General features: G+C 69.3%; 21 protein-coding genes and 1 pseudogene. 16 read left to right on the forward strand and 6 right to left on the reverse strand.

What is annotated here, in order from left to right:
- Together A5704_RS29505 and A5704_RS26860 are read right to left on the reverse strand one after the other, a co-directional pair.
- Positions 1–530, reverse strand: a pseudogene (locus A5704_RS29505) (1,4-alpha-glucan branching protein); the annotation flags it as partial.
- Between the two features lie 26 nt (positions 531–556).
- Positions 557–1,372 (reverse strand): bifunctional 2-polyprenyl-6-hydroxyphenol methylase/3-demethylubiquinol 3-O-methyltransferase UbiG, encoded by an 816-nt coding sequence (locus tag A5704_RS26860; protein WP_067751048.1) that lies wholly within the window; start codon positions 1,370–1,372, stop codon positions 557–559.
- Positions 1,373–1,599: 227 nt separating this feature from the next.
- Here A5704_RS26860 and A5704_RS26865 point away from each other — a divergent pair, with 227 nt between their 5' ends.
- Together A5704_RS26865 and A5704_RS26870 are read left to right on the forward strand one after the other, a co-directional pair.
- The gene (locus A5704_RS26865; RefSeq protein ID WP_067751045.1) at positions 1,600–2,391 is read left to right on the forward strand and encodes an electron transfer flavoprotein subunit beta/FixA family protein; all 792 of its coding nucleotides are present in this window, start codon (positions 1,600–1,602) and stop codon (positions 2,389–2,391) included.
- 39 nt (positions 2,392–2,430) lie between these two features.
- Positions 2,431–3,384: an electron transfer flavoprotein subunit alpha/FixB family protein gene (locus tag A5704_RS26870; protein WP_067751042.1), complete on the forward strand. Its 954-nt coding sequence runs from the start codon at positions 2,431–2,433 to the stop codon at positions 3,382–3,384.
- A gap of 61 nt (positions 3,385–3,445) precedes the next feature.
- On the opposite strand, the gene A5704_RS26875 is transcribed toward A5704_RS26870, so the two are convergent.
- Both A5704_RS26875 and A5704_RS26880 read right to left on the reverse strand, forming a co-directional pair.
- Complete coding sequence (locus A5704_RS26875) at positions 3,446–3,826, reverse strand: SRPBCC family protein (protein ID WP_082954984.1); 381 nt, start codon at positions 3,824–3,826, stop codon at positions 3,446–3,448.
- Between the two features lie 11 nt (positions 3,827–3,837).
- The gene (locus A5704_RS26880; RefSeq protein WP_369828506.1) at positions 3,838–5,382 is read right to left on the reverse strand and encodes a cryptochrome/photolyase family protein; all 1,545 of its coding nucleotides are present in this window, start codon (positions 5,380–5,382) and stop codon (positions 3,838–3,840) included.
- A gap of 148 nt (positions 5,383–5,530) precedes the next feature.
- On the opposite strand from A5704_RS26880, the gene A5704_RS26885 reads away from it, so the two are divergent.
- The 4 genes from A5704_RS26885 to mnmA all read left to right on the forward strand — a co-directional run bounded on the left by A5704_RS26885 (position 5,531) and on the right by mnmA (position 9,761).
- A complete protein-coding gene (locus A5704_RS26885) occupies positions 5,531–6,376 on the forward strand; it encodes a GNAT family N-acetyltransferase (protein WP_067751030.1) in 846 nt (281 codons plus the stop codon).
- Entirely contained in the window at positions 6,373–7,275 is a 903-nt protein-coding gene (locus A5704_RS26890; RefSeq protein WP_067751025.1) for a 1-acyl-sn-glycerol-3-phosphate acyltransferase, read from the forward strand. The genes A5704_RS26885 and A5704_RS26890 overlap by 4 nt, the downstream gene beginning before the upstream one ends.
- 206 nt (positions 7,276–7,481) lie before the next feature.
- Positions 7,482–8,684 (forward strand): cysteine desulfurase family protein, encoded by a 1,203-nt coding sequence (locus A5704_RS26895; RefSeq protein WP_067891935.1) that lies wholly within the window; start codon positions 7,482–7,484, stop codon positions 8,682–8,684.
- Positions 8,685–9,761 (forward strand): tRNA 2-thiouridine(34) synthase MnmA, encoded by a 1,077-nt coding sequence (gene mnmA, locus A5704_RS26900; RefSeq protein ID WP_067891937.1) that lies wholly within the window; start codon positions 8,685–8,687, stop codon positions 9,759–9,761. It abuts the gene before it with no gap.
- On the opposite strand, the gene A5704_RS26905 is transcribed toward mnmA, so the two are convergent.
- The gene (locus tag A5704_RS26905) at positions 9,758–10,393 is read right to left on the reverse strand and encodes a sensor domain-containing protein (protein WP_067891939.1); all 636 of its coding nucleotides are present in this window, start codon (positions 10,391–10,393) and stop codon (positions 9,758–9,760) included. The genes mnmA and A5704_RS26905 overlap by 4 nt on opposite strands.
- Positions 10,394–10,499: 106 nt before the next feature.
- Here A5704_RS26905 and A5704_RS26910 point away from each other — a divergent pair, with 106 nt between their 5' ends.
- The 8 genes from A5704_RS26910 (at position 10,500) to A5704_RS26945 (ending at position 19,782) form a co-directional block, all read left to right on the forward strand.
- On the forward strand, positions 10,500–11,513 hold the full coding sequence (locus A5704_RS26910) for a methionine synthase (protein ID WP_067891944.1): 1,014 nt from the start codon (positions 10,500–10,502) through the stop codon (positions 11,511–11,513).
- A gap of 66 nt (positions 11,514–11,579) precedes the next feature.
- Positions 11,580–12,062 (forward strand): SRPBCC family protein, encoded by a 483-nt coding sequence (locus A5704_RS26915; RefSeq protein WP_067891946.1) that lies wholly within the window; start codon positions 11,580–11,582, stop codon positions 12,060–12,062.
- Complete coding sequence (locus tag A5704_RS26920) at positions 12,059–12,382, forward strand: helix-turn-helix transcriptional regulator (RefSeq protein WP_067782724.1); 324 nt, start codon at positions 12,059–12,061, stop codon at positions 12,380–12,382. The genes A5704_RS26915 and A5704_RS26920 overlap by 4 nt, the downstream gene beginning before the upstream one ends.
- A gap of 36 nt (positions 12,383–12,418) precedes the next feature.
- Positions 12,419–14,500, forward strand: a complete 2,082-nt coding sequence (ligA, locus tag A5704_RS26925) for an NAD-dependent DNA ligase LigA (RefSeq protein WP_067891953.1) — start codon at positions 12,419–12,421, stop codon at positions 14,498–14,500.
- 4 nt (positions 14,501–14,504) lie between these two features.
- Entirely contained in the window at positions 14,505–15,620 is a 1,116-nt protein-coding gene (locus A5704_RS26930; protein ID WP_067891956.1) for a cystathionine gamma-lyase, read from the forward strand.
- Between the two features lie 27 nt (positions 15,621–15,647).
- The gene (locus A5704_RS26935) at positions 15,648–16,256 is read left to right on the forward strand and encodes a TetR/AcrR family transcriptional regulator (RefSeq protein ID WP_156675585.1); all 609 of its coding nucleotides are present in this window, start codon (positions 15,648–15,650) and stop codon (positions 16,254–16,256) included.
- A gap of 173 nt (positions 16,257–16,429) precedes the next feature.
- Positions 16,430–16,861 carry an MmpS family transport accessory protein gene (locus A5704_RS26940; RefSeq protein ID WP_231969403.1) on the forward strand — a complete coding sequence of 144 codons (432 nt, stop codon included), beginning with the start codon at positions 16,430–16,432 and terminating at the stop codon, positions 16,859–16,861.
- On the forward strand, positions 16,858–19,782 hold the full coding sequence (locus tag A5704_RS26945) for an RND family transporter (protein ID WP_067891962.1): 2,925 nt from the start codon (positions 16,858–16,860) through the stop codon (positions 19,780–19,782). The genes A5704_RS26940 and A5704_RS26945 overlap by 4 nt, the downstream gene beginning before the upstream one ends.
- Here the strand turns inward: A5704_RS26945 and A5704_RS26950 are convergent.
- On the reverse strand, positions 19,779–20,435 hold the full coding sequence (locus A5704_RS26950) for an amino acid-binding protein (RefSeq protein ID WP_156670191.1): 657 nt from the start codon (positions 20,433–20,435) through the stop codon (positions 19,779–19,781). The genes A5704_RS26945 and A5704_RS26950 overlap by 4 nt on opposite strands.
- Positions 20,436–20,531: 96 nt before the next feature.
- On the opposite strand from A5704_RS26950, the gene gatC reads away from it, so the two are divergent.
- Positions 20,532–20,831 carry an Asp-tRNA(Asn)/Glu-tRNA(Gln) amidotransferase subunit GatC gene (gene gatC, locus A5704_RS26955; RefSeq protein WP_067276513.1) on the forward strand — a complete coding sequence of 100 codons (300 nt, stop codon included), beginning with the start codon at positions 20,532–20,534 and terminating at the stop codon, positions 20,829–20,831.
- Positions 20,828–22,327 carry an Asp-tRNA(Asn)/Glu-tRNA(Gln) amidotransferase subunit GatA gene (gene gatA / locus A5704_RS26960; protein WP_067891965.1) on the forward strand — a complete coding sequence of 500 codons (1,500 nt, stop codon included), beginning with the start codon at positions 20,828–20,830 and terminating at the stop codon, positions 22,325–22,327. Before gatC ends, gatA begins: the two co-directional genes overlap by 4 nt.
- Positions 22,328–22,394 lie beyond the last annotated feature (67 nt).

Genomic DNA, 22,394 nt, shown 5'->3' on the forward strand with positions numbered 1-22,394 from the left:
ACGCGCAGCTCGACGACCCGTACTGCCTGGACGGCATGCACCATTGGCTCGCCAACTGGCGGCTGCGGGCCGCCGAGGCGGCCAGCGTCCGGTCCGCCGCGCGCTCGAAGTCGGCCGAATACCAATCTTGCACGCCGGAAGCGTTGCGCGCCTTGGGGATTCGGGAATGCGCCGAGGCGGACGGGGCGCTGGAAGATTTCGCCACCCGATGGCGGCACGGCGCCAGCCCGCTGCTGCGCGGCCTGCTCGACGCCGGCACCGTGGAGTTGCTCGGCGGCCCGCAGCCGCCAGTTGGCGAGCCAATGGTGCATGCCGTCCAGGCAGTACGGGTCGTCGAGCTGCGCGTTCACCACCGGGGTGACGCCGAGCGTGATCAATCCGCGTCGGTCCTCGTCGGCCAGCGTGGTCAGCACCCGCATCAGCGGCAGATAGGCCGCCGCCCAAGACTGGTAGAGCCACTCCTCGCCGACCGGCCACCGGCCATGATGGGCCAGCCACGGCAGGTGGGTGTGCAGGACCAGGGTGAACATGCCGGGCACCCGGTCGTGCGAATTGCTCACGGCGCTACCGCGATCGCGATCAGGTCCAGGCTGTCGTCGATGTCACGGGGGCCGTTTTCGATGTCGAAGTCGTCGCACGTCACCGCGGCCACGTCGGCGACCAGCTCCGGCGGCCACGGCGCCCCCGGGTCAGCGGCCATTGCCCGCTCGATCTGCGCGTCGATGATGGAGCCGCCGTGGCGGGCGTCCATCTCGCGCAGCCGGGGGCCGTGGAACAGCCCGCTGATCGACACGTCGCGAAAGCCCGCGTCGACCAGCAACTCGCTCAGCTCGGCGGCGTTGAGTTCGCGGGTGTGGAACGGGTTGATCGGGGTGTCGCGGCCGGGCGAGAAGGTGATCCGGTTCGGTGTCGACACCATCAGCAACCCGCCGCGGCGCAGCACCCGCGCGCATTCGGCGACGAATTGTGCCTGATCCCACAGGTGCTCGATCACTTGGAAGTTGACCACAATATCCACCGACGCGTCGGGCAGCGGCAGCGCCGCCAGGTTGGCCTGCATCACTTCCACGCGCGGGTAGCGGTGGCGCACGTGGGCCACGGCGGCCTCGTCGTAATCCACGGCCACGACCCGGCGGGCGACGGCGGCGATCAGGTCCGCGCCGTACCCCTCGCCGCAGCCGGCCTCGAGCACCTCGCGGCCCGCACAGCGTCCGGCCAGCCGCTGGTAGACGACCTCGTGGCGGCGAAACCAGTAGTTCTCGACGTCCAGGCCCGGGATGGTGCGCTCGCCCGTCAACGTCAGCACGGGATCGGCCCCGGGCGAGGGATCGCCGGGGCGGTGCCAGGGGACGTCGGGGACGGTTGCGCTCATCGCATAGGCAGGCTAACGCGAAGTGTCGGATTCGCGAACCGGGAGCGGGGCGCCCGCGGTTGGCGAGGGTGGACACGCCGGAAGAACCCGCAGTACCACCCGCTATGGTGTGAAGGCAGGCTGCACAAAGTTACCGAGTAGTAACACGACCGTGCGCTGCGAAACGCGTACTGAAAGTCTCGTGGTCGACTGCTGCGAGACTCCTTCGAGGAGGACGAACCACACTCATGACGAACATCGTGGTCCTGATCAAGCAGGTCCCAGACACCTGGTCCGAGCGCAAGCTGAACGACGGCGACTACACGCTCGACCGCGAGGCCGCCGATGCAGTGCTGGACGAGATCAACGAGCGCGCCGTCGAAGAGGCACTGCAGATCCGCGAGCGGGAGGGCGGCGAGGGATCGGTCACGGTGCTGACCGCCGGCCCCGAACGTGCCACCGAGGCGATCCGCAAGGCGCTGTCGATGGGAGCCGACAAGGCCGTCCACCTCAAGGACGACGGCATGCACGGCTCGTGCGTGGTGCAAACCGCGTGGGCGCTGGCGCGCGCGCTGGGCACCATCGAGGGCACGGAGCTGGTCATCGCCGGGAACGAGTCCACCGACGGCTCCGGCGGCGCGGTGCCGGCCATCATCGCCGAGTACCTGGGCCTGCCGCAGCTGACCCACCTGCGCAAGCTGTCGATCGAGGGCGGCAAGGTCACGGGCGAGCGCGAGACCGACGACGGTGTGTTCACGCTCGAGGCGTCGCTGCCCGCCGTGGTGAGTGTGACCGAGAAGATCAACGAGCCGCGCTTCCCGTCCTTCAAGGGCATCATGGCCGCCAAGAAGAAAGAGGTCACGGTGCTGACCCTCGCCGAGATCGGGGTCGAAAGCGACGAGGTCGGGTTGGAGAACGCCGGGTCGAAGGTGCTGTCGTCGACGCCGAAGCCGCCGAAGACCGCGGGTGAGAAGGTCACCGACGAGGGCGAGGGCGGGAACCAGATCTCCCAGTACCTCGTGGCCCAGAAGATCATCTAGCCGAGCACCCATCCCAGAGACGAGAAGAGCGAAGAAACCATGGCAGAAGTTTTGGTGCTCGTTGAGCACGCCGAAGGCGCACTGAAGAAGGTCACCTCCGAACTGATCACCGCCGCCCGCGCACTGGGCGAGCCGGCCGCGGTCGTGGTCGGCAAGCCCGGAACGGCCGCGCCGCTGGTCGACGGCCTCAAGGAGGCCGGCGCCGAAAAGATCTACGTCGCCGAGTCCGACGACGCCGAGAACTACCTGATCACGCCGGTGGTCGACGTGCTGGCCTCGCTGGCCGAGTCCAACTCGCCCGCCGCGGTGTTGCTGTCCGCCAACGCCGACGGCAAAGAGGTCGCCGGCCGGCTCGCCGCCCGGATCGGCTCCGGCCTGCTGGTCGACGTGGTCGGCGTCCAGGAGGGCAAGTTCGTGCACTCGATCTTCGGTGGCGCGTTCACCGTCGAGGCGCAGGCCAACGGGGACACCCCGATCGTCACGGTCCGCGGCGGCGCCATCGACGCCGAACCGCAGGCCGGCGCCGGCGAGCAGGTCACCGTCGAGGTGCCCGCGCCCGCCGAGAACGCCACCAAGATCACCGCGCGCGAGCCGGCCGTGGCCGGCGACCGTCCGGAGCTGACGGAGGCCACCATCGTGGTGTCCGGTGGCCGCGGCGTCGGCAGCGCCGACAACTTCCACGTGGTCGAGGAGCTGGCCGACTCGCTGGGTGGCGCCGTCGGTGCGTCGCGCGCCGCGGTCGACTCCGGTTACTACCCGGGCCAGTTCCAGGTCGGTCAGACCGGCAAGACGGTGTCGCCGCAGCTCTACATCGCGCTGGGCATCTCCGGGGCGATTCAGCACCGCGCCGGCATGCAGACCTCGAAGACCATCGTCGCCGTCAACAAGGACGAAGAGGCGCCGATCTTCGAGATCGCCGACTACGGCGTGGTGGGCGACCTCTTCAAGGTCGCCCCGCAGCTGACCGACGCCATCAAGCAGCGCAAGGGCTGAGCCTTCTCGGCCCAGGAGCCCCCGACGCCGCGGCGTCGGGGGCTCTCGCGTTTCACGGCGGCTATTGCGCGGCGGTCACCATTTCGTCGATGCGCCGCAACGCGATCGCGCACACCGTGACATAGGGCGCCGCCCACCATGGCACCGCCATGCCGACCCGCGATCCGCCGTCCACCGGGTCCACCCAGTGCCGCGTCGCCGGGACGCCGGCCACCTGCCAGGCCCAGTGGCGACCCGGCTCGAAGTCGGTGACGACGAATGGCGCCGGGACCAACAGCGACGTGTTGACCACGCCGGTCGCACCCAGCGCCAGTTCGGTGTGCGGTTCGTCCAGTCGGGCGCCGCGTATCGTCGGGCCCCACTTCGGCCAAGCGTCGAGGTCGACGAGCACGTCCCACACCGCCGTGGGCGGCGCCGCGATCACCCGGTCGACGGTGAGCATGAGGCCGCCCATCACGGGGCCGACCGCCCGAGCCGGCGTTGTTGCTCGACGACCTCGTCCAGATCGGTGAGCCGGCGCAGCCCGGCGAGTGGTTGGCTCATCCGCCGGTTGCCGGCAAGCTGCCGCTTGTTGCGGTCCAGGAACCACCAATAGCCACCGGTGTACGGGCAGGCGCGCTCGCCGACCCGCTCGGTCGGTCGATATCGGCAGCGGCCGCAGTAATCGCTCATCCGGTTGATGTAGGCGCCGCCGGCGGCATACGGCTTGGTCGCCATCAGCCCGCCGTCGGCGTGCTGGGACATGCCTACGACGTTGGCCACCATCACCCAGTCGTAACCGTCGACGAAGCAGCGGTGGAACCAGTCGGTGACCTCGGCGGGATTCCACCCACGCTGCAGCGCGTAGTTGGACAGCACCATCAGCCGCGGAATGTGGTGCACCCAACCGTGATCGCGCACCTGGGCCAGGACGTCTTTGAGGCAGTGCGCATGCACGGCGTCGGCGTCCAGTCCGGTGAACCAGTCGGGCAACCCGACGTGCGCCCGGAGCGCGTTGCGGCTGCGGTAGTCCGCGCCGAAATGCCAATAGACGTGCCAGATGTAGTCGCGCCACCCGATCAGCTGGCGGATGTAACCCTCCACGCTGGCGAGCGGCGCGCGCCCCGCGCGGTATTCGTCCTCGGCGGCGTAGGCGCATTCCAACGGGTCCAGCAGGCCGAGGTTCATGGGCGCCGATAACAGGCTGTGCGCCATGAACCGATCGCCGGCGAGCATGGCATCTTCGTGGGAACCGAAGTGCGGCAAGCGATCTCGCAAAAAAACCTGGAGCGCAGCCCGTGCCTCCATTGCCGTGACCGGGAATTCGCGCGGGCCGTCGCGGCCGACGAAGGCCACGTCGCCGTCACGTTCCCACCGGTCCAGGTCGGCGCGCACCTGCTCGTCGATCTCATCCTCTTCGGGTTGCCAGGGCGCGGGCACGGGCAGGGCGCCGGCATTCTTGGGCGCAGGCTGGCGGTTGTCGGCGTCGAAGTTCCACCTGCCCCCGGCTGGTCGGTCACCCTCCATCAGCAGGTCGAACCGACGGCGCGCGTCCCGGTAGAAATTTTCCAGCAGCAGGGTTCGTTGCCGGCCGGACCAGTCCTCGAATTCGGTGCGTCCGGTGCAGAAGCCGCGCGCGGGCAGCACGTCGACATCGGGCAGCGAGCGCACGAACCGATCCGCCGCCCGCGACGTCGGCTGACACACGCTGATGCGCGCCTTGACCTGATTCAGCGCCTCGCGATACGTCCGTGTCCGCAGAAACACGGCCTGGTCGCCGAGTTCGGCGGCGCGGTGACGCAGTGCGGAGAGCACCAGGTGGGCCTTGCGGCGGTGGAACCGGCGGCGTTCGAACGCCGCCCTGGACTCGATCAGCAACACCGGCTGGCCGGGACCGTCCAGGAAGTGCGGACCCAGCTGGTCGGCGAAGCACCATCGGCGCACGTCCGGACTCATCGGGGCCGCCGCCGGGCAATCGGCGCCCGCGAGCAGGCCGCCGCCCGGGGATTTGCTCGCCACATGGTGTCCGGCATACCCGAAATGGCGCGGCCCGATCCCTTCGGCCTGCGACAACGTGCCCCCGCATCCACATTTCGTCATCTGACGTGCACGGACACGTCACAGCGACGATGCCGACTCGCTCACCGATTGCGCAACGTTGGTTGACATGAGCATTGCTTCTGTCCTGATCCCCAGCGACAAGCCCGACGGCGCGACGACGGCGTCGTCCGCCGGGCCCCGATACTCATTGTTGCTGTCGACCGATCCCAGCATGATCGAGGCGGCGCAGCGGCTCCGGTACGACGTGTTCAGCAGCACGCCCGGCTTCGCGTTGCCGACCAACGACGGCGAACGGCGGGATGTCGACAGGTTCGACGAGCACTGCGACCACCTGCTGGTCCGCGACGACGGCACCGGCGAGCTGGTGGGTTGCTACCGCATGCTCGCCCCGGCCGGCGCCATCGCGGCCGGTGGGCTTTACACCGCGACGGAGTTCGACATCCGCGGCTTCGACCCGCTCAGGCCGTCGCTGGTGGAGATGGGCCGCGCGGTGGTGCGCGAGGGGCACCGCAACGGCGGCGTCGTGCTCTTGATGTGGGCCGGCATCCTGGCCTACCTGGACCGCTACGGCTACGACTACGTGACCGGCTGCGTGTCGGTGCCCATCGGCGGAGATACCGAACCCCCCGGTAGCCAGCTTCGCGGGGTGCGCGACTTCATCCTCAGCCGTCACGCCGCCCCGCCGCAGTACCGGGTGCGTCCGCACCGGCCGGTGGTGGTCGACGGGCAGGCGCTTGACCAGATTCCGGCTCCCGCGCGTCCGTCGATCCCGGCGCTGATGCGCGGTTACCTGCGGCTGGGCGCTCAGGTGTGCGGCGAGCCCGCGCACGACCCCGACTTCGGTGTGGGCGATTTCTGCGTCCTGCTGGAAAAGCAGCGCGCCGACACCCGATACCTGAAGCGGCTGCGCTCGGTGTCGGCCGCCTCGCAACTGGCCGGCGGCGACCGATGAGCACTCCCGCCCGCACCGGACACTCTTGGCTACCGCGCGCATCGTGCGACGCCGGTTGTGTGCGCCGCGGCGACGTGGCCGCGTCGCCCGGGCTGTTGGTGGCACTGCGGGTGACGCTTCGCGTCCTGCTGGCGCTGCTGCTGGCGCCCGGGGTGGTGTTGCTGGCGGTGCCCCTGCCCGGCCGGACCCGCGTGCAGCGCATCTACTGCCGGATGGTGTTGCGTTGCTTCGGCATTCGGATCACGGTCACGGGCAGCCCGATTCGCAACCTGCGCGGGGTCCTGGTGGTCAGCCCGCACATGTCCTGGCTGGACGTCTTCGCGATCGGGTCGGTGCTGCCCGGGTCGTTCGTCGCCCGGGCCGACATGTTCACCGGGCCCGCCACCGGGATCGTGGCCCGCATCCTGAAGATCATCCCGATCGAGCGGGCCAGTCTGCGGCGCCTGCCCGCGGTGGTGGACACCGTCGCCCGCCGGCTGGGGGCCGGCCAGACGGTGGTGTGCTTCCCGGAGGGCACCACCTGGTGCGGTGCGCCCGGCGACGTATCCGCCCGCGCGGCCGCAGCAGGTGGCGGGCAGCCGCACCGCGGCCGCGGGGCCTTCTACCCGGCGATGTTCCAGGCCGCGATCGACGCCGGCCGTCCGGTGCAGCCGCTGCGGCTGACGTATCACCACGTCGACGGCAGCGTCTCGACCGTGCCTGCCTTCGTCGGCGACGAGACGCTGGTGGGATCCATCCGCAGGCTGCTGACCGTGCGTCGCACCCTGGCCCGGGTGCATGTGGAATCCCTGCAGCTCCCGGGGACCGATCGGCGGGCCTTGGCGAGCCGCTGCCAGTCGGTGGTGGGCGTGGGCACGGCCCGGTCCGCTGGTCACGGCCCCGTGCTGGTGGCCTCGTAATCAGATAGTGGCGACCCGCGGCGCCCGGCTTCGCCGCGCTTGCGATCACCACGGAACCAGATAGTGGCGACCCGCGGCGCCCGGCTTCGCCGCGCTTGCGATCACCACGGAACCAGATGGTGGCGACCCGCGGCGCCCGGCTTCGCCGCGCTTGCGATCACCACTGGTCAAAGGCCCTCGGACCTGCCGGTATCGTGGGTCGGGTCATGGTCTACCTGGATCACGCCGCTACCACGCCGATGCACCCCGCCGCCGTCGAGGCGATGACGGCGGTCCTCGGCGCCGTCGGCAACGCCTCCTCCTTGCACACCAGCGGCCGGGCGGCGCGGCGGCGCGTCGAGGAGTCCCGGGAGCTGATCGCCGATCGGCTGGGCGCCCGCCCGTCCGAGGTCATCTTCACCGGCGGCGGGACCGAGAGCGACAACCTGGCCGTCAAGGGCATCTACTGGTCCCGCCGCGACGCGGAACCGCGCCATCGGCGCATCATCACCAGCGAGGTGGAACACCACGCCGTCCTGGATTCGGTGAACTGGCTCGCCGAGCACGAAGGCGCCGAGGTGACCTGGCTGCCCACCGCCGCCGACGGCTCCGTGTCGCCGGCCGCGCTGCGCGAGGCGCTGCGCAACCACGACGATGTCGCGCTGGTGTCGGTGATGTGGGCCAACAACGAGGTCGGCACCGTGCTGCCTGCCGCCGAGCTCGCCGGTGTCGCGGCCGAATTCGGAGTTCCGATGCACAGCGACGCCGTGCAGGCGGTGGGGCAGTTGCCGGTGGACTTCGCCGCCAGCGGGCTCTCGGCCATGAGCGTGGCCGCGCACAAGTTCGGCGGCCCGCCCGGCGTCGGCGCATTACTGGTTCGCCGCGACGTGACGTGTGTGCCCCTGGCGCACGGGGGCGGGCAGGAACGCGACATCCGCTCGGGCACCGCCGATGTCGCCGGTGCGATCGGCATGGCGGCCGCCGCCCGGATCGCGGTGGACGGGATCGAGGCGAACAGCGCACGGCTGCGGGCTCTGCGGGATCGCCTGATCGACGGGGTGCTGGCCGGCATCGAGGACGTCAGCCTCAACGGCGCTCGCGACCCGTCCCCCGCAAGCGGGAGGTACCCCCAGCGGTTGCCGGGCAACGCGCACTTCACGTTCCGTGGCTGCGAAGGTGACGCGCTGCTGATGCTGCTGGACGCCAACGGAATCGAGTGTTCGACCGGATCGGCGTGCACCGCGGGCGTCGCGCAGCCGTCGCATGTGCTGCTCGCGATGGGCGCCGACCCGACCAGCGCCCGCGGTTCTTTGCGAATGTCCTTGGGGCACACCAGTGTCGACGCCGACGTGGACGCCGTGCTGCAGGTTCTGCCGGCGGCCGTGGACCGGGCGCGCCGGGCGGCCCTGGCCGCCGCGGGGGCTTCCTAGGTGAAGGTCCTCGCCGCGATGAGTGGCGGCGTCGACTCGTCGGTCGCCGCCGCCCGGATGGTCGACGCCGGGCACGACGTGGTGGGAGTGCACCTGGCGTTGTCGACCGCGCCCGGCACCCTGCGCACCGGCTCGCGTGGGTGCTGCTCCAAAGAAGACGCCTCTGATGCCAGCCGCGTCGCCGACGTACTCGGAATTCCGTTCTACGTCTGGGATTTCGCCGAGAGATTCCAAGCCGACGTGATCGACGACTTCGTGTCGTCGTACGCACGCGGCGAGACGCCCAACCCGTGCGTGCGGTGCAATCAGCGGATCAAGTTCTCGGCGCTGTCCGCGAAAGCACTTGCGCTGGGCTTCGACACCGTGGCCACCGGCCACTACGCCAGGCTGTCCGGTGGGCGGCTGCGCCGCGCCGTCGATCCGGGCAAGGACCAGTCCTACGTGCTGGCCGTGCTGAGTGCCGAGCAGCTGCGCCACGCCACGTTCCCGATCGGGGACACTCCGAAGGCGCAGATTCGCGCCGAGGCCGCGCGCCGCGGCCTCGCGGTCGCCGAAAAGCCGGACAGCCACGACATCTGCTTCATCCCGTCCGGGAACACCCGGGCATTTCTGGGCGAGCGCATCGCGGTGCGCCGCGGCACCGTGGTCGGGGCCGACGGCGCGGTCCTCGCCGAACACGATGGGGTGCACGGGTTCACCATCGGCCAGCGCAAGGGCCTGGGCATCGGCGGGCCGGGGCCCGACGGGGGCCCGCGCTACGTGACGGCCATCGACGCCGACACCGCGACCGTTCGGGTGGGGCAGGCGGCGGACCTCGATGTGCGCGAGTTGCGCGGGCGGGAGCCGGTTTTCACGGCCGGCCGGTCACCGGCGGGTCCCGTCGAGTGCGCGGTCCAGGTGCGCGCGCACGGTGAAACCGCCGATGCGGTGGCGGAGTTGGTCGGCGACGAGCTCGTCGTGCGGTTGCGCGCCCCGCTGCGCGGCGTCGCGCGCGGCCAGACGCTGGTACTCTACCGACCCGACCCGGACGGCGACGAAGTGCTCGGCAGCGCCACCATCGCCGCCACCGCTCGCTAGGCCGGCATGTTCGCGACGATGTTCGTCATCACGATGTCGGACACCGATTGCGCGAAGCCGCAGAAGGTGACCTCGACAATCGCGACCGACTGCAGCCGATAGTCGCGGCCGCAGCCGCCCGGCCGCAGGTGCAGGGAGGCGGCGTCGGATTTCCAGTCACCGACGTATTGCTGCCCGGCTGAGCCGTTCGCGCAATCCCCGACCGTGGTCACCAACGCGCCGAAGGCACGCCGTGCGGTGTCGGCATCCCGGTAGGCGGCGGCCCCCTCGGAGATCAGCGCGCCGTCGGGCGGGTCTTGGAAGGTCGTCTTGTGGAACTCCTCGATATCGGGCCCGAATGTCGCCGTCTCGGCGTAGATGAACCGGCATTCCCGCGGTGTGGTGTCCGCGAGCGCGTCGATGTCCACCGGGCTGGTGCCGTCCATCGAGGGAATGATCGTCAGGTGCTCGCCGGCGCCGGTGATCGCGCGCATCCGCGACTGGTCCAACAGGATCGTGTCGACGTTGACTCCCTGCACCGCCCTACGGGGAGTGCCGAACTCGGCCACTGCCGCACCGTCGACCATTCGGGTGCACGCCGCAACCAGCACCGTGGCCCCGCACAACAGCAGCGGCCGTGCCAATCCCGCCATCCGTGACACGTTTCGCACCCTTCTTGCGTCGAACCTACCCGTGGCGGAGCGCGGCAGACACCCCTGCCCACCGGCGGGTCGGGTGACGTCGAATACGGTTGGCCCGGTGAGCGTTTTCGCGAAGGCCAGCGGCGTCGGGTCGTGGCCCGGCATCAAGCCTCGCGAGGCCGCCGAAGTCGTCGTGGGGGAGTTGGCAGGAGCGCTGTCCCACATTGTCGAGCTGCCCGCCCGCGGGGTCGGCGCCGACATGCTCGGTCGGGCCGGTGCGCTGCTGATCGATGTGGCCATCGACATCTCGCCCCGCGGCTACCGCCTTGCGCCTCGGCCCGGCGCGGTTACCCGCCGTGCCGTGAGTCTGCTCGACGAGGACATGGACGCGCTGGAAGAGGCCTGGGAGGTGGCCGGCCTGCGCGGTGGCGATCGCGTGGTCAAGGTGCAGGCCGCCGGGCCGATCACGCTGGCCGCCGAGCTCGAGCTGGCCAACGGCCACCGCGCGATCACCGATTCCGGCGCGGTAAGGGATCTGGGGGCCTCGCTGGGTGAAGGCGTCGCCGCCCACCGCGCGGCGCTGGCCCGCCGGCTCGAGACGCCGGTGGTGGTGCAGTTCGACGAGCCGTCGCTGCCCAGGGCGTTGGGCGGGCGGCTGACCGGGGTGACGGCGCTGAGCCCGGTGGCGCCGCTGGACGAGGCGGTGGCCGTCGCCCTCCTCGACACCTGCGCCGCCGCGGTGGGAGGCGAGGTGCTGTTGCACAGCTGCGTCCCGGATTTTCCGTGGAAGGTGTTGCAGGACAGCCTTATTCGAGCGGTATCAGTGGATGCGAGCACGCTCGCCGCGAGGGATCTCGACGGCATCGCCGCGTTCGTCGAATCGGGCCGCGCGGTCATGCTGGGAGTGGTTGCCGCCACCGCCCCGGCGCGGCGGCCCTCGACCGAAGAGGTGGCCGCCGCACTGGTCGCGGTAACCGATCGGCTCGGCTTCGGGCGCTCGGCGCTGCGCGATCGCATCGGTGTCACCCCGGCGTGTGGGTTGGCCGGCGCGACGCCCCAGTGGGCGCGCCTGGCGATCGAGCTCGCCCGCAAGGCGGCCGAGGCATTCGCGGAGGATCCCGACGCCATCTGATAAGCAACCAAAAAGTTGCGCTTTGTCGCATGGCGTGGTGTGCTACAGGCAACCAGGAGGTTGCGTATGAGGATTGAGAAGAGTGTGCTGCTGCACGCACCGTTGGAGCGGGTATGGCGCGCCATCAGCGACGCCGACGAGTTCGGCCGCTGGTTCGGCGTCCGGTTCGACGGGCCGTTCGTCGCCGGGACTTCGATCGCCGCGGTGATCACCCCGACCACGGTCGACGACGAAGTCGCCAAACGTCAGGAGCCGCACGCAGGGGTGAAGAGCACCTGGCACATCGTCGCGGTCGAGCCGCGCCGGCGGTTCGCCTATCGCTGGCATCCCTTCGCAGTCGACCCGGATGTCGACTACGAGCGAGAGCCGACCACCCTGGTCGAGTTCACCTTGTCGGAGGCGCCCGGTGGCGTGCTGCTCACCATCACCGAGTCCGGATTCGAGAAGATTCCCGAAGAGCGGCGCCCGTCGTCGTTCGAGGCCAACGCCGAGGGATGGGCTATGCAGGCAACCCTGGTGCGCAGATATCTGGATGGAACCCGCGGATGAGGGGGAGCGGCGCGGTGGGGGCCCCGCTCTTCGACGCACTCGGCGATCCGCACCGACTGCGCATCATCGTGCGCCTTTGCGATCTGGGCCCGAGCTCGACATCGCAGCTCACCAGCGTCATCCCGGTCACCCGCCAGGCCGCCAGCAAGCACCTGCAACTGCTGGAGTCGGCAGGTTTGGTGTCCAGTAGCAAGCGGGGTCGCGAACGCGTCTGGACGGTGCGGACGGCCCAGCTGGCCCATGCCAGTGACTACCTCACGGCGTTGTCGCGCCGGTGGGATGCGGCGGTGGATCGGCTACGGGCATACGTGGAGGACTGAGTCGGGGGTGTCGGCGTTCTCCGATAGCCTGCGAGGGTGAGCTCAGCAGAAGCTGATCAGGTGTCGCCCGAGGTCCGGCGGCAGTGGCAGGAACTGGCCGACGAAGTCCGTCAACACCAGTTCCGCTACTACGTCAAGGACGCCCCGATCGTCTCCGACGCCGAGTTCGACACGATGTTCAACGACCTTCTCGCACTTGAGGACCGTCACCCGGAACTGCGGGTCCCCGATTCTCCGACGCAACTGGTCGGTGGGGCCGGGTTCGCCACCGACTTCACGGAGGCCGAGCACCTCGAGCGGATGCTCAGCCTCGACGACGTGTTCGACCGCGACGAGCTGGTCGCCTGGAGCAATCGCGTGGAGAACGAGATCGGTCGCGAGCCCTACTACCTGTGCGAGCTCAAGATCGACGGGGTGGCGTTGTCGCTGGTGTATCGCGACGGCCGGCTGGAACGGGCCGCCACGCGCGGCGACGGCCGGGTGGGCGAGGACGTGACCCTCAACGCCCGCACCATCGACGACGTGCCCGAGCGGCTCACTGCCAGTGCCGATTTGCCCATTCCGGCCGTGCTCGAGGTGCGCGGCGAGGTCTTCTTCATGCTGGCCGATTTCGAGGCCCTCAACGCCAGCCTGGTCGAGGACGGCAAGGCGCCGTTCGCCAATCCGCGCAACAGCGCGGCCGGTTCGCTGCGGCAGAAGAACCCAGCGGTCACCGCCCGGCGCAAGCTGCGGATGATCTGTCACGGCATCGGCCGCACCGACGGGTTCGTGCCCAAGACCCTGCACGAGGCCTATAGCGCACTGAAAGCCTGGGGCCTGCCGGTGGCCGAAGAGACCGCACGCGTGCGTGGCCTCGCCGCCGTGGAGGACCGGATCGGGTATTGGGGCGAGCACCGTTACGACATCGACCACGAAATCGACGGCGTGGTGGTCAAAGTCGACGACTTTGCGTTGCAACGCCGGCTGGGGACGACGTCGCGCGCACCGCGGTGGGCGGTCGCCTACAAGTACCCGCCGCAGGAGGCGCAGACCAAGCTGCTCGACATCCGGGTGAACGTCGGCCGCACCGGGCGCGTCACCCCGTTCGCGTTCATGACGCCGGTGAAGGTGGCCGGGTCGACCGTCGGGTTGGCCACCCTGCACAACGCCGCCGAGGTCAAGCGCAAGGGGGTGCTGATCGGCGACACGGTGATGATCCGCAAGGCCGGTGACGTCATCCCGGAAGTGCTCGGGCCCGTCGTCGACCTCAGGGACGGCTCCGAACGCGAATTCGTCATGCCGACAACGTGTCCCGAGTGTGGCACCACGCTGGCCCCCGCGAAGGAGGGCGACGCCGACATCCGGTGCCCCAATGCCCGGTCCTGTCCGGCGCAACTGCGCGAGCGCGTCTTCCACGTCGCCGGTCGGGGAGCGTTCGACATCGAGGGGCTGGGCTATGAGGCGGCTATCGCACTGCTGAAGGCCGGGGCGATCGCCGACGAGGGCGACCTGTTCACCCTCACCGAGGACGACCTGTTGCGCACCGACCTTTTTCGGACCAAGGCCGGCGCGTTGTCCGCCAACGGCAGGCGCCTGCTCGACAACCTGGACAAGGCCAAGACGGTGGCCCTGTGGCGGGTACTGGTGGCGCTGTCCATCCGGCATGTCGGCCCGACGGCCGCGCGCGCACTGGCCACCGAGTTCGGCAGCCTGGACGCGATCATGTCGGCGTCGACCGAGCGGTTGGCCGTGGTCGAGGGTGTCGGGCCGACGATCGCCGCCGCGCTCACCGAATGGTTCACCGTCGACTGGCATCGCGCGATCGTCGACAAGTGGCGGGCCGCCGGGGTGCGGATGGCCGACGAGCGCGATGAGAACGTGCCCCGCACCCTGGAAGGGCTGACCGTCGTCGTCACCGGCTCGCTGACCGGGTTTTCGCGCGACGACGCCAAAGAGGCGATCATCGCCCGCGGCGGAAAGGCGGCGGGGTCGGTGTCGAAAAAGACCGACTACGTCGTCGCCGGCGACGCACCGGGTTCGAAGTACGACAAGGCGGTGGAACTCGGCGTGCCGGTCCTCGACGAGGACGGGTTCCGGAAACTGTTGGCCGAGGGTCCGCCGGAAGCTCCGGCGGGCTAGGCCGATGACCGGTCGCTACGGCGATTCCACCCGCAGTCTCAAAGCCGTTGGCCCGGAGGCGATTTCGGGACACCCGGTGGCGCCGCAGGCGGTGCTCGCCGCCGCCTACCACCTGAGCAGCGACGAGACCGACGCCGCGGACACCTATGGCCGCGGCTCCAATCCCACGTGGCGACAACTGGAGTCGGCGCTCGCCGAGCTGGAGGGAGCGGGCGGTGCGCTGGTGTTCGGTTCGGGCATGGCCGCCATCAACGCCGTGCTCCGGGTGCTCGCGCCGCCGGGATCGGTTCTGGTGGTGCCCGCCGACGGCTACTACCAAGTCCGTCGTTGGGCCCGGGAAGACTTGGCGACGGCGGGGGTGACCGTCATCGAGGCGTCGAGCCCGCGTATTTACGACGCCGCGGCGGGCGCCGACGTCGTGCTGACCGAAACCCCCACCAACCCGGCGTTGGATGTCGTTGATCTGCACCGGTTGGCCACCATCTGCCGTGGCCGCGGCGCACGGCTGATCGTGGACAACACGGCCGCCACGCCCCTGGGCCAGCGGCCGCTGTCACTGGGCGCCGACGCGGTGGTGGCCAGTGCCACCAAGGCGCTGTCCGGTCACAGTGACCTGCTGGCCGGTTACGTGGCCACCGACGACCCCGAGTTGGCCGCCGCCGTGGAACGCCAACGATTGCTCGCCGGCGCGATCCTCGGCGGGTTCGAGGCGTGGCTGCTGTTGCGCAGCCTGGCCAGCGCCGGATTGCGTTTCGAGCGGCAATGCCAGAACGCCCGGGCCGTGGCGACGATGTTGGCCCGCCACCCGGCGGCCCGGGTGGTGCGTTACCCGGGGTTGGCGCATGACCCCTCCCATCGCGTGGCCATGGCCCAGATGCGCCGGTTCGGCTCTCTGGTCTCGGTCGAATTGGCCGACGCCGCAGCGGTACACGCCCTCGTCGAGCGCAGCGAGCTGCTCGTCGCGGCCACCAGCTTTGGCGGCCTGCACACGTCGGTGGATCGCCGGGCACGCTGGGGCGACGCCGTCGACGACGGATTCGCGCGCATCTCGCTGGGCATCGAAGACACCGACGACTTGGTCGCCGACATCGGACGGGCCCTCACGGCCATCCGGCCATAAATTACCCCGCATCGCCCCGGCAGTCCTATGGTGGGCGCTATGACCCAGACGGCGGACCGGTTCACGCAGGAATCACCGTGGTCTCCACGCGAGGCCGAGATACTGGCGGTCACGCTGCGGTTGCTGCAGGAGCACGGCTATGACCAGCTGACGGTCGACGCGGTCGCCGCCGCCGCCCACGCGAGCAAGGCCACGGTGTATCGGCGCTGGCCGTCCAAGGCCGAATTGGTCTTGGCCGCCTTCACCGAGGGCGTCCGCGTGGTCGCCGTCGCGCCCAACACCGGCACCCTGCGCGGCGACCTGCTGAGTTTGGGGGAGACGTGTGGTCGGCACGGCTCCGAGCATGCCAGCACCATCCGCGCGGTGATGGTCGAAGTTTCGAGGCACCCGGCGCTCAACGACGCTCTGCAGGAGCAATTCCTCAAGCAGCGCAAGGCGTTGATTCAGCATGTGCTGCGCCAAGCCGTCGACCGCGGTGAGATCAGCGAGGACGTCATCACCGACGAGCTGTGGGATCTGTTGCCCGGTTATCTCATCTTCCGGTCCATTATTCCCGGCCGGCCGCCCACCCGTCGCACCGTCCAAGCCCTCGTGGACGGGTTCCTCATCCCCGGCTTGACCAGAACCAACGGGTAATCCGGCGTCGACCCGCCCAGCGGAATGTGTACGCGCGCGTCTCTTGTGCAGTACGGTCCCGTACCGTACTGTCATAGCTGTCGAGCACGCCCGACCCGCCGGCAGCCGCCTCTGGCTTGAGAGGTGGTCGTGTCGCCCGATAATCGAAAGGTGAACGGGTGAAGGGGAATTCGGTGGCATTCCTCGTCAGACGAGGGTGGATGGTGCTGGTTGCGGTGCTGGTGGTCACGCTCGCGGGATTCGGCATCTATCGCCTGCACGGCATCTTCGGCTCAGACAGCAGCGCCTCGGCGAACAGCGGCCTGGCCAACGAAATCGTGCCGTTCAACCCCAAGCGGGTGGTGCTCGAGGTCTTCGGCAGGCCCGGCGCCACCGCGACCATCAACTACCTTGATGTCAACGCCCAACCGCAGCAAGTCAAGGACGCCCCGCTGCCGTGGTCGTTCACGATCACCACGACGGAGCCCGCGGTCCTGGGCAATGTCGTCGCACAGGGAAACGGCGACAGCCTCGGCTGCCGCATCACCGTCAACGGCGAAGTGAAAGACCAACGCACCGTTGACAAAGTCGACGCCTACACCTTCTGTCTGGACAAATCGGGATGAGCGACCACGAACCGCCGCGGGCGCGGGTCCCGCGCACCATCCGCCGGCTCGCACTGCCCATCCTGCTGTTCTGGGTGGCGCTGGCCGCGATCACCAATATCGCGGTGCCGCAGCTGGAAGAGGTTGGCAAGACGCACAATGTGGCGCTGAACTCGCCCGACGCCCCGTCGCTCAAAGCCATCAAGCGCATCGGCGAAAAGTTCGGGGAATTCGACACCGACAGCTCGGCGATGATCGTGCTGGAGGGCGACAAGCCGCTGGGTGCGGACGCGCACCGTTACTACGACGAGATGATCCGCAGGCTCGAGCAGGACAAGAAGCACGTCGAGCACGTCCAGGACTACTGGGGCGACACCCTGACGGCGGCGGGATCGCAGAGCAGCGACGGCAAGGCCGCTTACGTCCAGGTGAACCTGGCCGGTAATCAGGGCTCGGCGCTGGCCAACGAGGGCGTCGGGGCGCTGCGCGACATCGTCGAGCGCATCAAGCCCCCGCCCGGTGTCAAGGCCTATGTGACCGGCGCGGCGCCGCTGATATCCGATCAGTTCGACGTCGGCAGCAAGGGCACCGCGAAGGTCACCGCGATCACGATCGGCGTGATCGCGTTGATGCTGTTCTTCGTCTACCGCTCGGTGCTCACCACGCTGCTGGTGCTCGCCACGGTCCTGATCGAAATGTCCGCCGCCCGAGGCCTTGTCGCGTTCCTCGGAAACGCGGGCGTCATCGGGTTGTCGACGTATGCGACGAATCTGTTGACGCTTCTGGTGATCGCCGCGGGCACCGACTACGCGATATTCTTCGTGGGCCGCTACCAGGAAGCCCGTGGAACCGGTGAGGACCGCGAAAAGGCTTTCTACACCATGTATCACGGCACGACGCACATCGTGCTCGGTTCGGGTCTGACGGTGGCCGGCGCGGTGGCCTGTCTGAGCTTCACCCGGCTGCCCTACTTCCAGAGTTTGGGCATTCCGGCCGCGCTGGGCATCCTCGTCGCGCTGTTCGCCGCCTTGACCTTGGGCCCCGCGATCCTCACCCTGGGCGCCAGGGTGGGCATCTTCGACCCCAAGCGGGCGGTCAGAACCCGCGGCTGGCGGCGCATCGGCACCGCCATCGTCCGCTGGCCGGGGGCCGTTCTCGCCGCGGCGTGCGCGTTGGCCCTGGTTGGCCTGATCGCCTTGCCCGGATACAAGACCAGCTATGACACCCGTCCCTACATGCCGGCCAGCGCGCCGGCCAACGTCGGCTACACCGCCGCCGAGAAGCATTTCTCCCGGGCCCGGCTGGAGCCCGAATTGCTCATGGTCGAAACCGATCACGACATGCGCAACCCGGAGAGCATGCTCGTGCTGGACAAGGTGGCCAAGGCGGTATTCCACGTGCCCGGCGTCGCGCAGGTGCAGACCATCACCCGCCCACTGGGCACCCCGCTGGTCCACAGCTCGCTGGCGTTCGTGGTCAGCAATTCCAGCGCGGCGCAGCAGGAAAACCTGACCTATCAACAGGATCGGGCCAACGATGCCCTCAAGCAGGCCAACGAGCTGAACAAGACCATCAACATCTTGAAGCAGCAATACGTGTTGCAGCAGCAGCTCGCCGGCACCACCCACGACGAGACCCAGAGCTTCCACGACACGCTCGGCACGATCCAGGACCTGCGCGACAAGATCGCGTATTTCGACGACTTCTTCAGGCCGGTTCGCAGCTACTTCTACTGGGAGCGGCACTGCTACGACATCCCCATCTGCTTCGCGTTCAGATCGCTGTTCGACGCGCTCGACGGAATCGATCAGCTCACCGAGAAGTTCGAAAACCTCACGGCGTCACTCGATAAGCTCGACGCCCTGCAGCCGAAACTGGTGGCGCTGATACCGCCGCAGATCGAGAGTCAGCAGACCAACCGCGACCTGACGTTGGCCAATTACGCCACGCTGTCCGGCATTTACGCGCAGACCGCGGCCGCGATCGACAACGCGACGGCGCTGGGGCGGGCCTTCGACGCGGCCAAGAACGACGACACCTTCTACCTGCCGCCGGAGGTGTTCAACAACCCGGACTTCAAGCGCGGGCTCAAATTGTTCCTCTCGCCCGACGGTAAGGCCGCCCGCATGATCGTCACGCACGAAGGCGATCCCGCTACGCCCCAGGGTATTTCGCACATCGACCCGATTGCCAAGGCTGCGCACGAGGCGCTGAAGGGCACGCCGATGGCGGACGCGGGAATCTATCTCGGCGGTACGGCCGCGACCTACAAGGACATTCAGGACGGGGCCAAGTACGACCTGATGATCGTCGCGTTCGCCGCTCTGAGCTTGATCCTGCTGATCATGATGATCATCACGCGCAGCCTGATCGCCGCCCTGGTCATCGTCGGCACCGTCGCTCTGTCGCTGGGTGCCTCGTTCGGGCTCTCGGTCCTGGTCTGGCAGTACATCTTCGGCATTCAGCTGTACTGGGTGGTGCTCGCGCTGGCCGTCATCCTGCTTCTTGCAGTGGGATCCGACTACAACCTGCTGCTGATCTCCCGGTTCAAGGAGGAAATTCATGCCGGCTTGAACACCGGCATCATCCGAGCGATGGCGGGCTCCGGGTCGGTGGTCACCTCGGCCGGCATCGTGTTCGCGGTGACCATGTGTGCGTTCGTCTTCAGCGGTTTCCAGGTGCTCGGTCAGATCGGGACGACGATCGGCCTCGGCTTGCTGTTCGACACGCTGATCGTGCGATCTTTCATGACGCCTTCTGTCGCAAGGATTCTCGGGCGCTGGTTCTGGTGGCCGCAACGGGTGCGCCCGCGCCCGGCCAGCACCATGCTGCGGCCCTACGGTCCGCGTCCGGCGGTTCGGCAGCTGTTGCTGTGGGAAGACGACGACCCGGCGGTGCTGTCCGGTTCGACTTCGCCGGCGCTGTCCGGCACGGCGCGCTAGCGCAGCAGGGTGGCCACGATCCCGGCCAGGTAGCCCAGGCGAGCCACCTCCGACGGCCGGAACTCCGGGCCCGGGCGGCCCAGCACCACCGCGGTGTGCGGATCACCCAGCGGGGCCGCGACCATCGTGGTGTCCATGTCGCGCCACGCCTGCGGCACCCAGTCGCCCGCGCTGTCCAGCGTCACCGCCCGCTCGAGGGGCAGCCACGGGGCCGAATCCGCCCGCGTCTCCGGCGCACCCGGGCTGGACGCCAGCCGCTCCAGCCCGTCGCCGGCACTGCGCACCACGGTGCACCAGCTGACCCGCAGCACCCGGGGCGCCTCGTCGGCCAGGACCTGCAGCCGGGAGGCGTTGTCGCCGGCGGCGGCGACGTGGTCGAGCAGTTCCAGCTCGCGATGGGCCTCCAGCAACCCGGTGTGCGGCCGCACGCTGTCCACCCGCACACCGTTGAGCGATTCCGCGGCGGTGATCAGCGTGTCCGGCATCGCCCCGGGCGGCAATTCGATCACCAGGTCGTCGATCGCATACCCCGAGCTGCGCTCGACCACGTCGAGCGACAGGATGTCGGCGCCGACCGAACCGAGCGCGACCGCCAGCGAGCCCAGGCTGCCCGGGCGGTCGACCAGCTCGATGCGCAACAAATACGACGGCACGGCCAACACTGTTACACAGCGATGCGTGCACTGCATTTCTGCGGATAACCGGCGGCCCTGAACCCGGCCCCGCGCGCGCGACTAGGCTTTCCTGTCGTGTCTCAGATCTCCCGCGACGAGGTGGCGCACCTGGCCCGGCTGTCCCGGCTGGCGCTGACCGATAGCGAGCTCGACAGCTTCGCCGGCCAGCTCGACGCCATCCTGACCCACGTCAGCCAGGTGCAGGCGGTCGACGTCACCGGCGTCGAAGCGACCGACAACCCGCTCAAGGACGTGAACGTCACCCGCCCCGACGAACCGACCCCCTGCCTGACACAGTCGGAGGCGCTGGCCCAGGCGCCCGAGGCCGCCGACGGCCGCTTCGCGGTGCCGCAAATCCTGGGGGACAGCGAGTGAACGACATCGTCCGGTCCGACGCCGCGACCCTGGCGGCCAGGATCGCCGCCAAGGAGCTGTCGTCGGTCGAGGTCACCCAGGCGTGCCTGGACCAGATCGCGGCGACCGACGACCGCTACCACGCCTTCCTGCACGTGGCCGCCGACGAGGCGCTTGCCGCGGCGGCCGCCGTCGACAAGCAGGTCGACGAGGCGATGGCCGCGGGGGAGCGGCTGCCCTCACCGCTGGCCGGGGTGCCGCTGGCGCTCAAGGACGTCTTCACCACCATCGACATGCCCACCACCTGCGGCTCCAAAATTCTCGAGGGCTGGCGTTCCCCCTATGACGCCACCCTCACCACGCGGTTGCGTGCCGCGGGCATCCCGATCCTCGGCAAGACCAACATGGACGAGTTCGCGATGGGCAGCTCGACGGAGAACTCCGCCTACGGCCCCACCCGCAACCCGTGGGACCTCGACCGGGTGCCCGGTGGCTCCGGGGGAGGCAGCGCGGCGGCGCTGGCCGCGTTCCAGGCTCCGCTGGCCATCGGGTCCGACACCGGCGGCTCGATCCGGCAGCCGGCGGCGCTGACCGCGACGGTCGGCGTCAAGCCCACCTACGGCACCGTGTCGCGCTACGGGCTGGTGGCCTGCGCGTCGTCGCTTGACCAGGGCGGCCCGTGCGCTCGCACGGTGCTGGACACCGCGCTGCTGCACCAGGTGATCGCCGGGCACGACACCCGCGACTCCACGTCCGTCGAAGCGGCGGTGCCCGACGTCGTCGGGGCCGCCAAAGCCGGCGCGGCCGGTGACCTCAAGGGCGTGCGGGTCGGAGTCGTGAAGCAGCTGCGCGGCGACGGCTACCAGCCGGGGGTGCTGGCTTCGTTCGAGGCCGCCGTCGGGCGGCTGACCGAGCTGGGCGCCGAGGTGACCGAAGTCGACTGCCCGCACTTCGAATACGCGCTGGCCGCCTACTACCTGATCTTGCCGTCGGAGGTGTCGAGCAACCTGGCCCGCTTCGACGCGATGCGCTACGGGCTGCGCGTCGGCGACGACGGGACACACAGCGCCGAGGAGGTTATGGCGCTGACCCGGGCCGCCGGTTTCGGTCCGGAAGTCAAGCGGCGCATCATGATCGGCACCTACGCGCTGTCGGCCGGCTATTACGACGCCTATTACAACCAGGCCCAGAAGGTTCGCACGCTGATCGCCCGCGACCTGGACCGCGCCTACGAGTCGGTCGACGTGGTGGTGTCGCCGGCGACACCGAGTCCCGCCTTCCCGCTGGGGGAGAAGGTGGACGACCCGCTGGCGATGTACCTGTTCGATCTGTGCACGCTGCCCCTCAACCTGGCCGGCCACTGCGGCATGTCGGTGCCTGCGGGGCTGTCCCCGGACGACGGGCTGCCGGTCGGGCTGCAGATCATGGCGCCGGCGTTGGCCGACGACCGCCTCTACCGGGTTGGCGCCGCGTACGAGGTGGCCCGCGGCCCGCTACCGTCGGCACCCACCCTGTAGCGCCGAGTCCGGAGCGATTTTGCGCTTGCCCGCGCCATAGGGGCGTCGCCCCAGGCAAGATGAAGGC

The sequence above is a fragment of the Mycobacterium sp. E735 genome (assembly GCF_001666955.1).
Taxonomy (GTDB): domain Bacteria; phylum Actinomycetota; class Actinomycetes; order Mycobacteriales; family Mycobacteriaceae; genus Mycobacterium.

Excerpts from the sequence above, each read along its gene's own strand:
- A5704_RS26860 (WP_067751048.1), bottom strand. The coding sequence starts at position 1,372 with ATGAGCGCAACCGTCCCCGACGTCCCCTGGCACCGCCCCGGCGATCCC.
- A5704_RS26865 (WP_067751045.1), top strand. The coding sequence starts at position 1,600 with ATGACGAACATCGTGGTCCTGATCAAGCAGGTCCCAGACACCTGGTCC.
- A5704_RS26870 (WP_067751042.1), top strand. The coding sequence starts at position 2,431 with ATGGCAGAAGTTTTGGTGCTCGTTGAGCACGCCGAAGGCGCACTGAAG.
- A5704_RS26875 (WP_082954984.1), bottom strand. The coding sequence starts at position 3,826 with ATGCTCACCGTCGACCGGGTGATCGCGGCGCCGCCCACGGCGGTGTGG.
- A5704_RS26885 (WP_067751030.1), top strand. The coding sequence starts at position 5,531 with ATGAGCATTGCTTCTGTCCTGATCCCCAGCGACAAGCCCGACGGCGCG.
- A5704_RS26890 (WP_067751025.1), top strand. The coding sequence starts at position 6,373 with ATGAGCACTCCCGCCCGCACCGGACACTCTTGGCTACCGCGCGCATCG.
- A5704_RS26895 (WP_067891935.1), top strand. The coding sequence starts at position 7,482 with ATGGTCTACCTGGATCACGCCGCTACCACGCCGATGCACCCCGCCGCC.
- A5704_RS26905 (WP_067891939.1), bottom strand. The coding sequence starts at position 10,393 with ATGGCGGGATTGGCACGGCCGCTGCTGTTGTGCGGGGCCACGGTGCTG.
- A5704_RS26915 (WP_067891946.1), top strand. The coding sequence starts at position 11,580 with ATGAGGATTGAGAAGAGTGTGCTGCTGCACGCACCGTTGGAGCGGGTA.
- A5704_RS26920 (WP_067782724.1), top strand. The coding sequence starts at position 12,059 with ATGAGGGGGAGCGGCGCGGTGGGGGCCCCGCTCTTCGACGCACTCGGC.
- A5704_RS26930 (WP_067891956.1), top strand. The coding sequence starts at position 14,505 with ATGACCGGTCGCTACGGCGATTCCACCCGCAGTCTCAAAGCCGTTGGC.
- A5704_RS26935 (WP_156675585.1), top strand. The coding sequence starts at position 15,648 with ATGGTGGGCGCTATGACCCAGACGGCGGACCGGTTCACGCAGGAATCA.
- A5704_RS26945 (WP_067891962.1), top strand. The coding sequence starts at position 16,858 with ATGAGCGACCACGAACCGCCGCGGGCGCGGGTCCCGCGCACCATCCGC.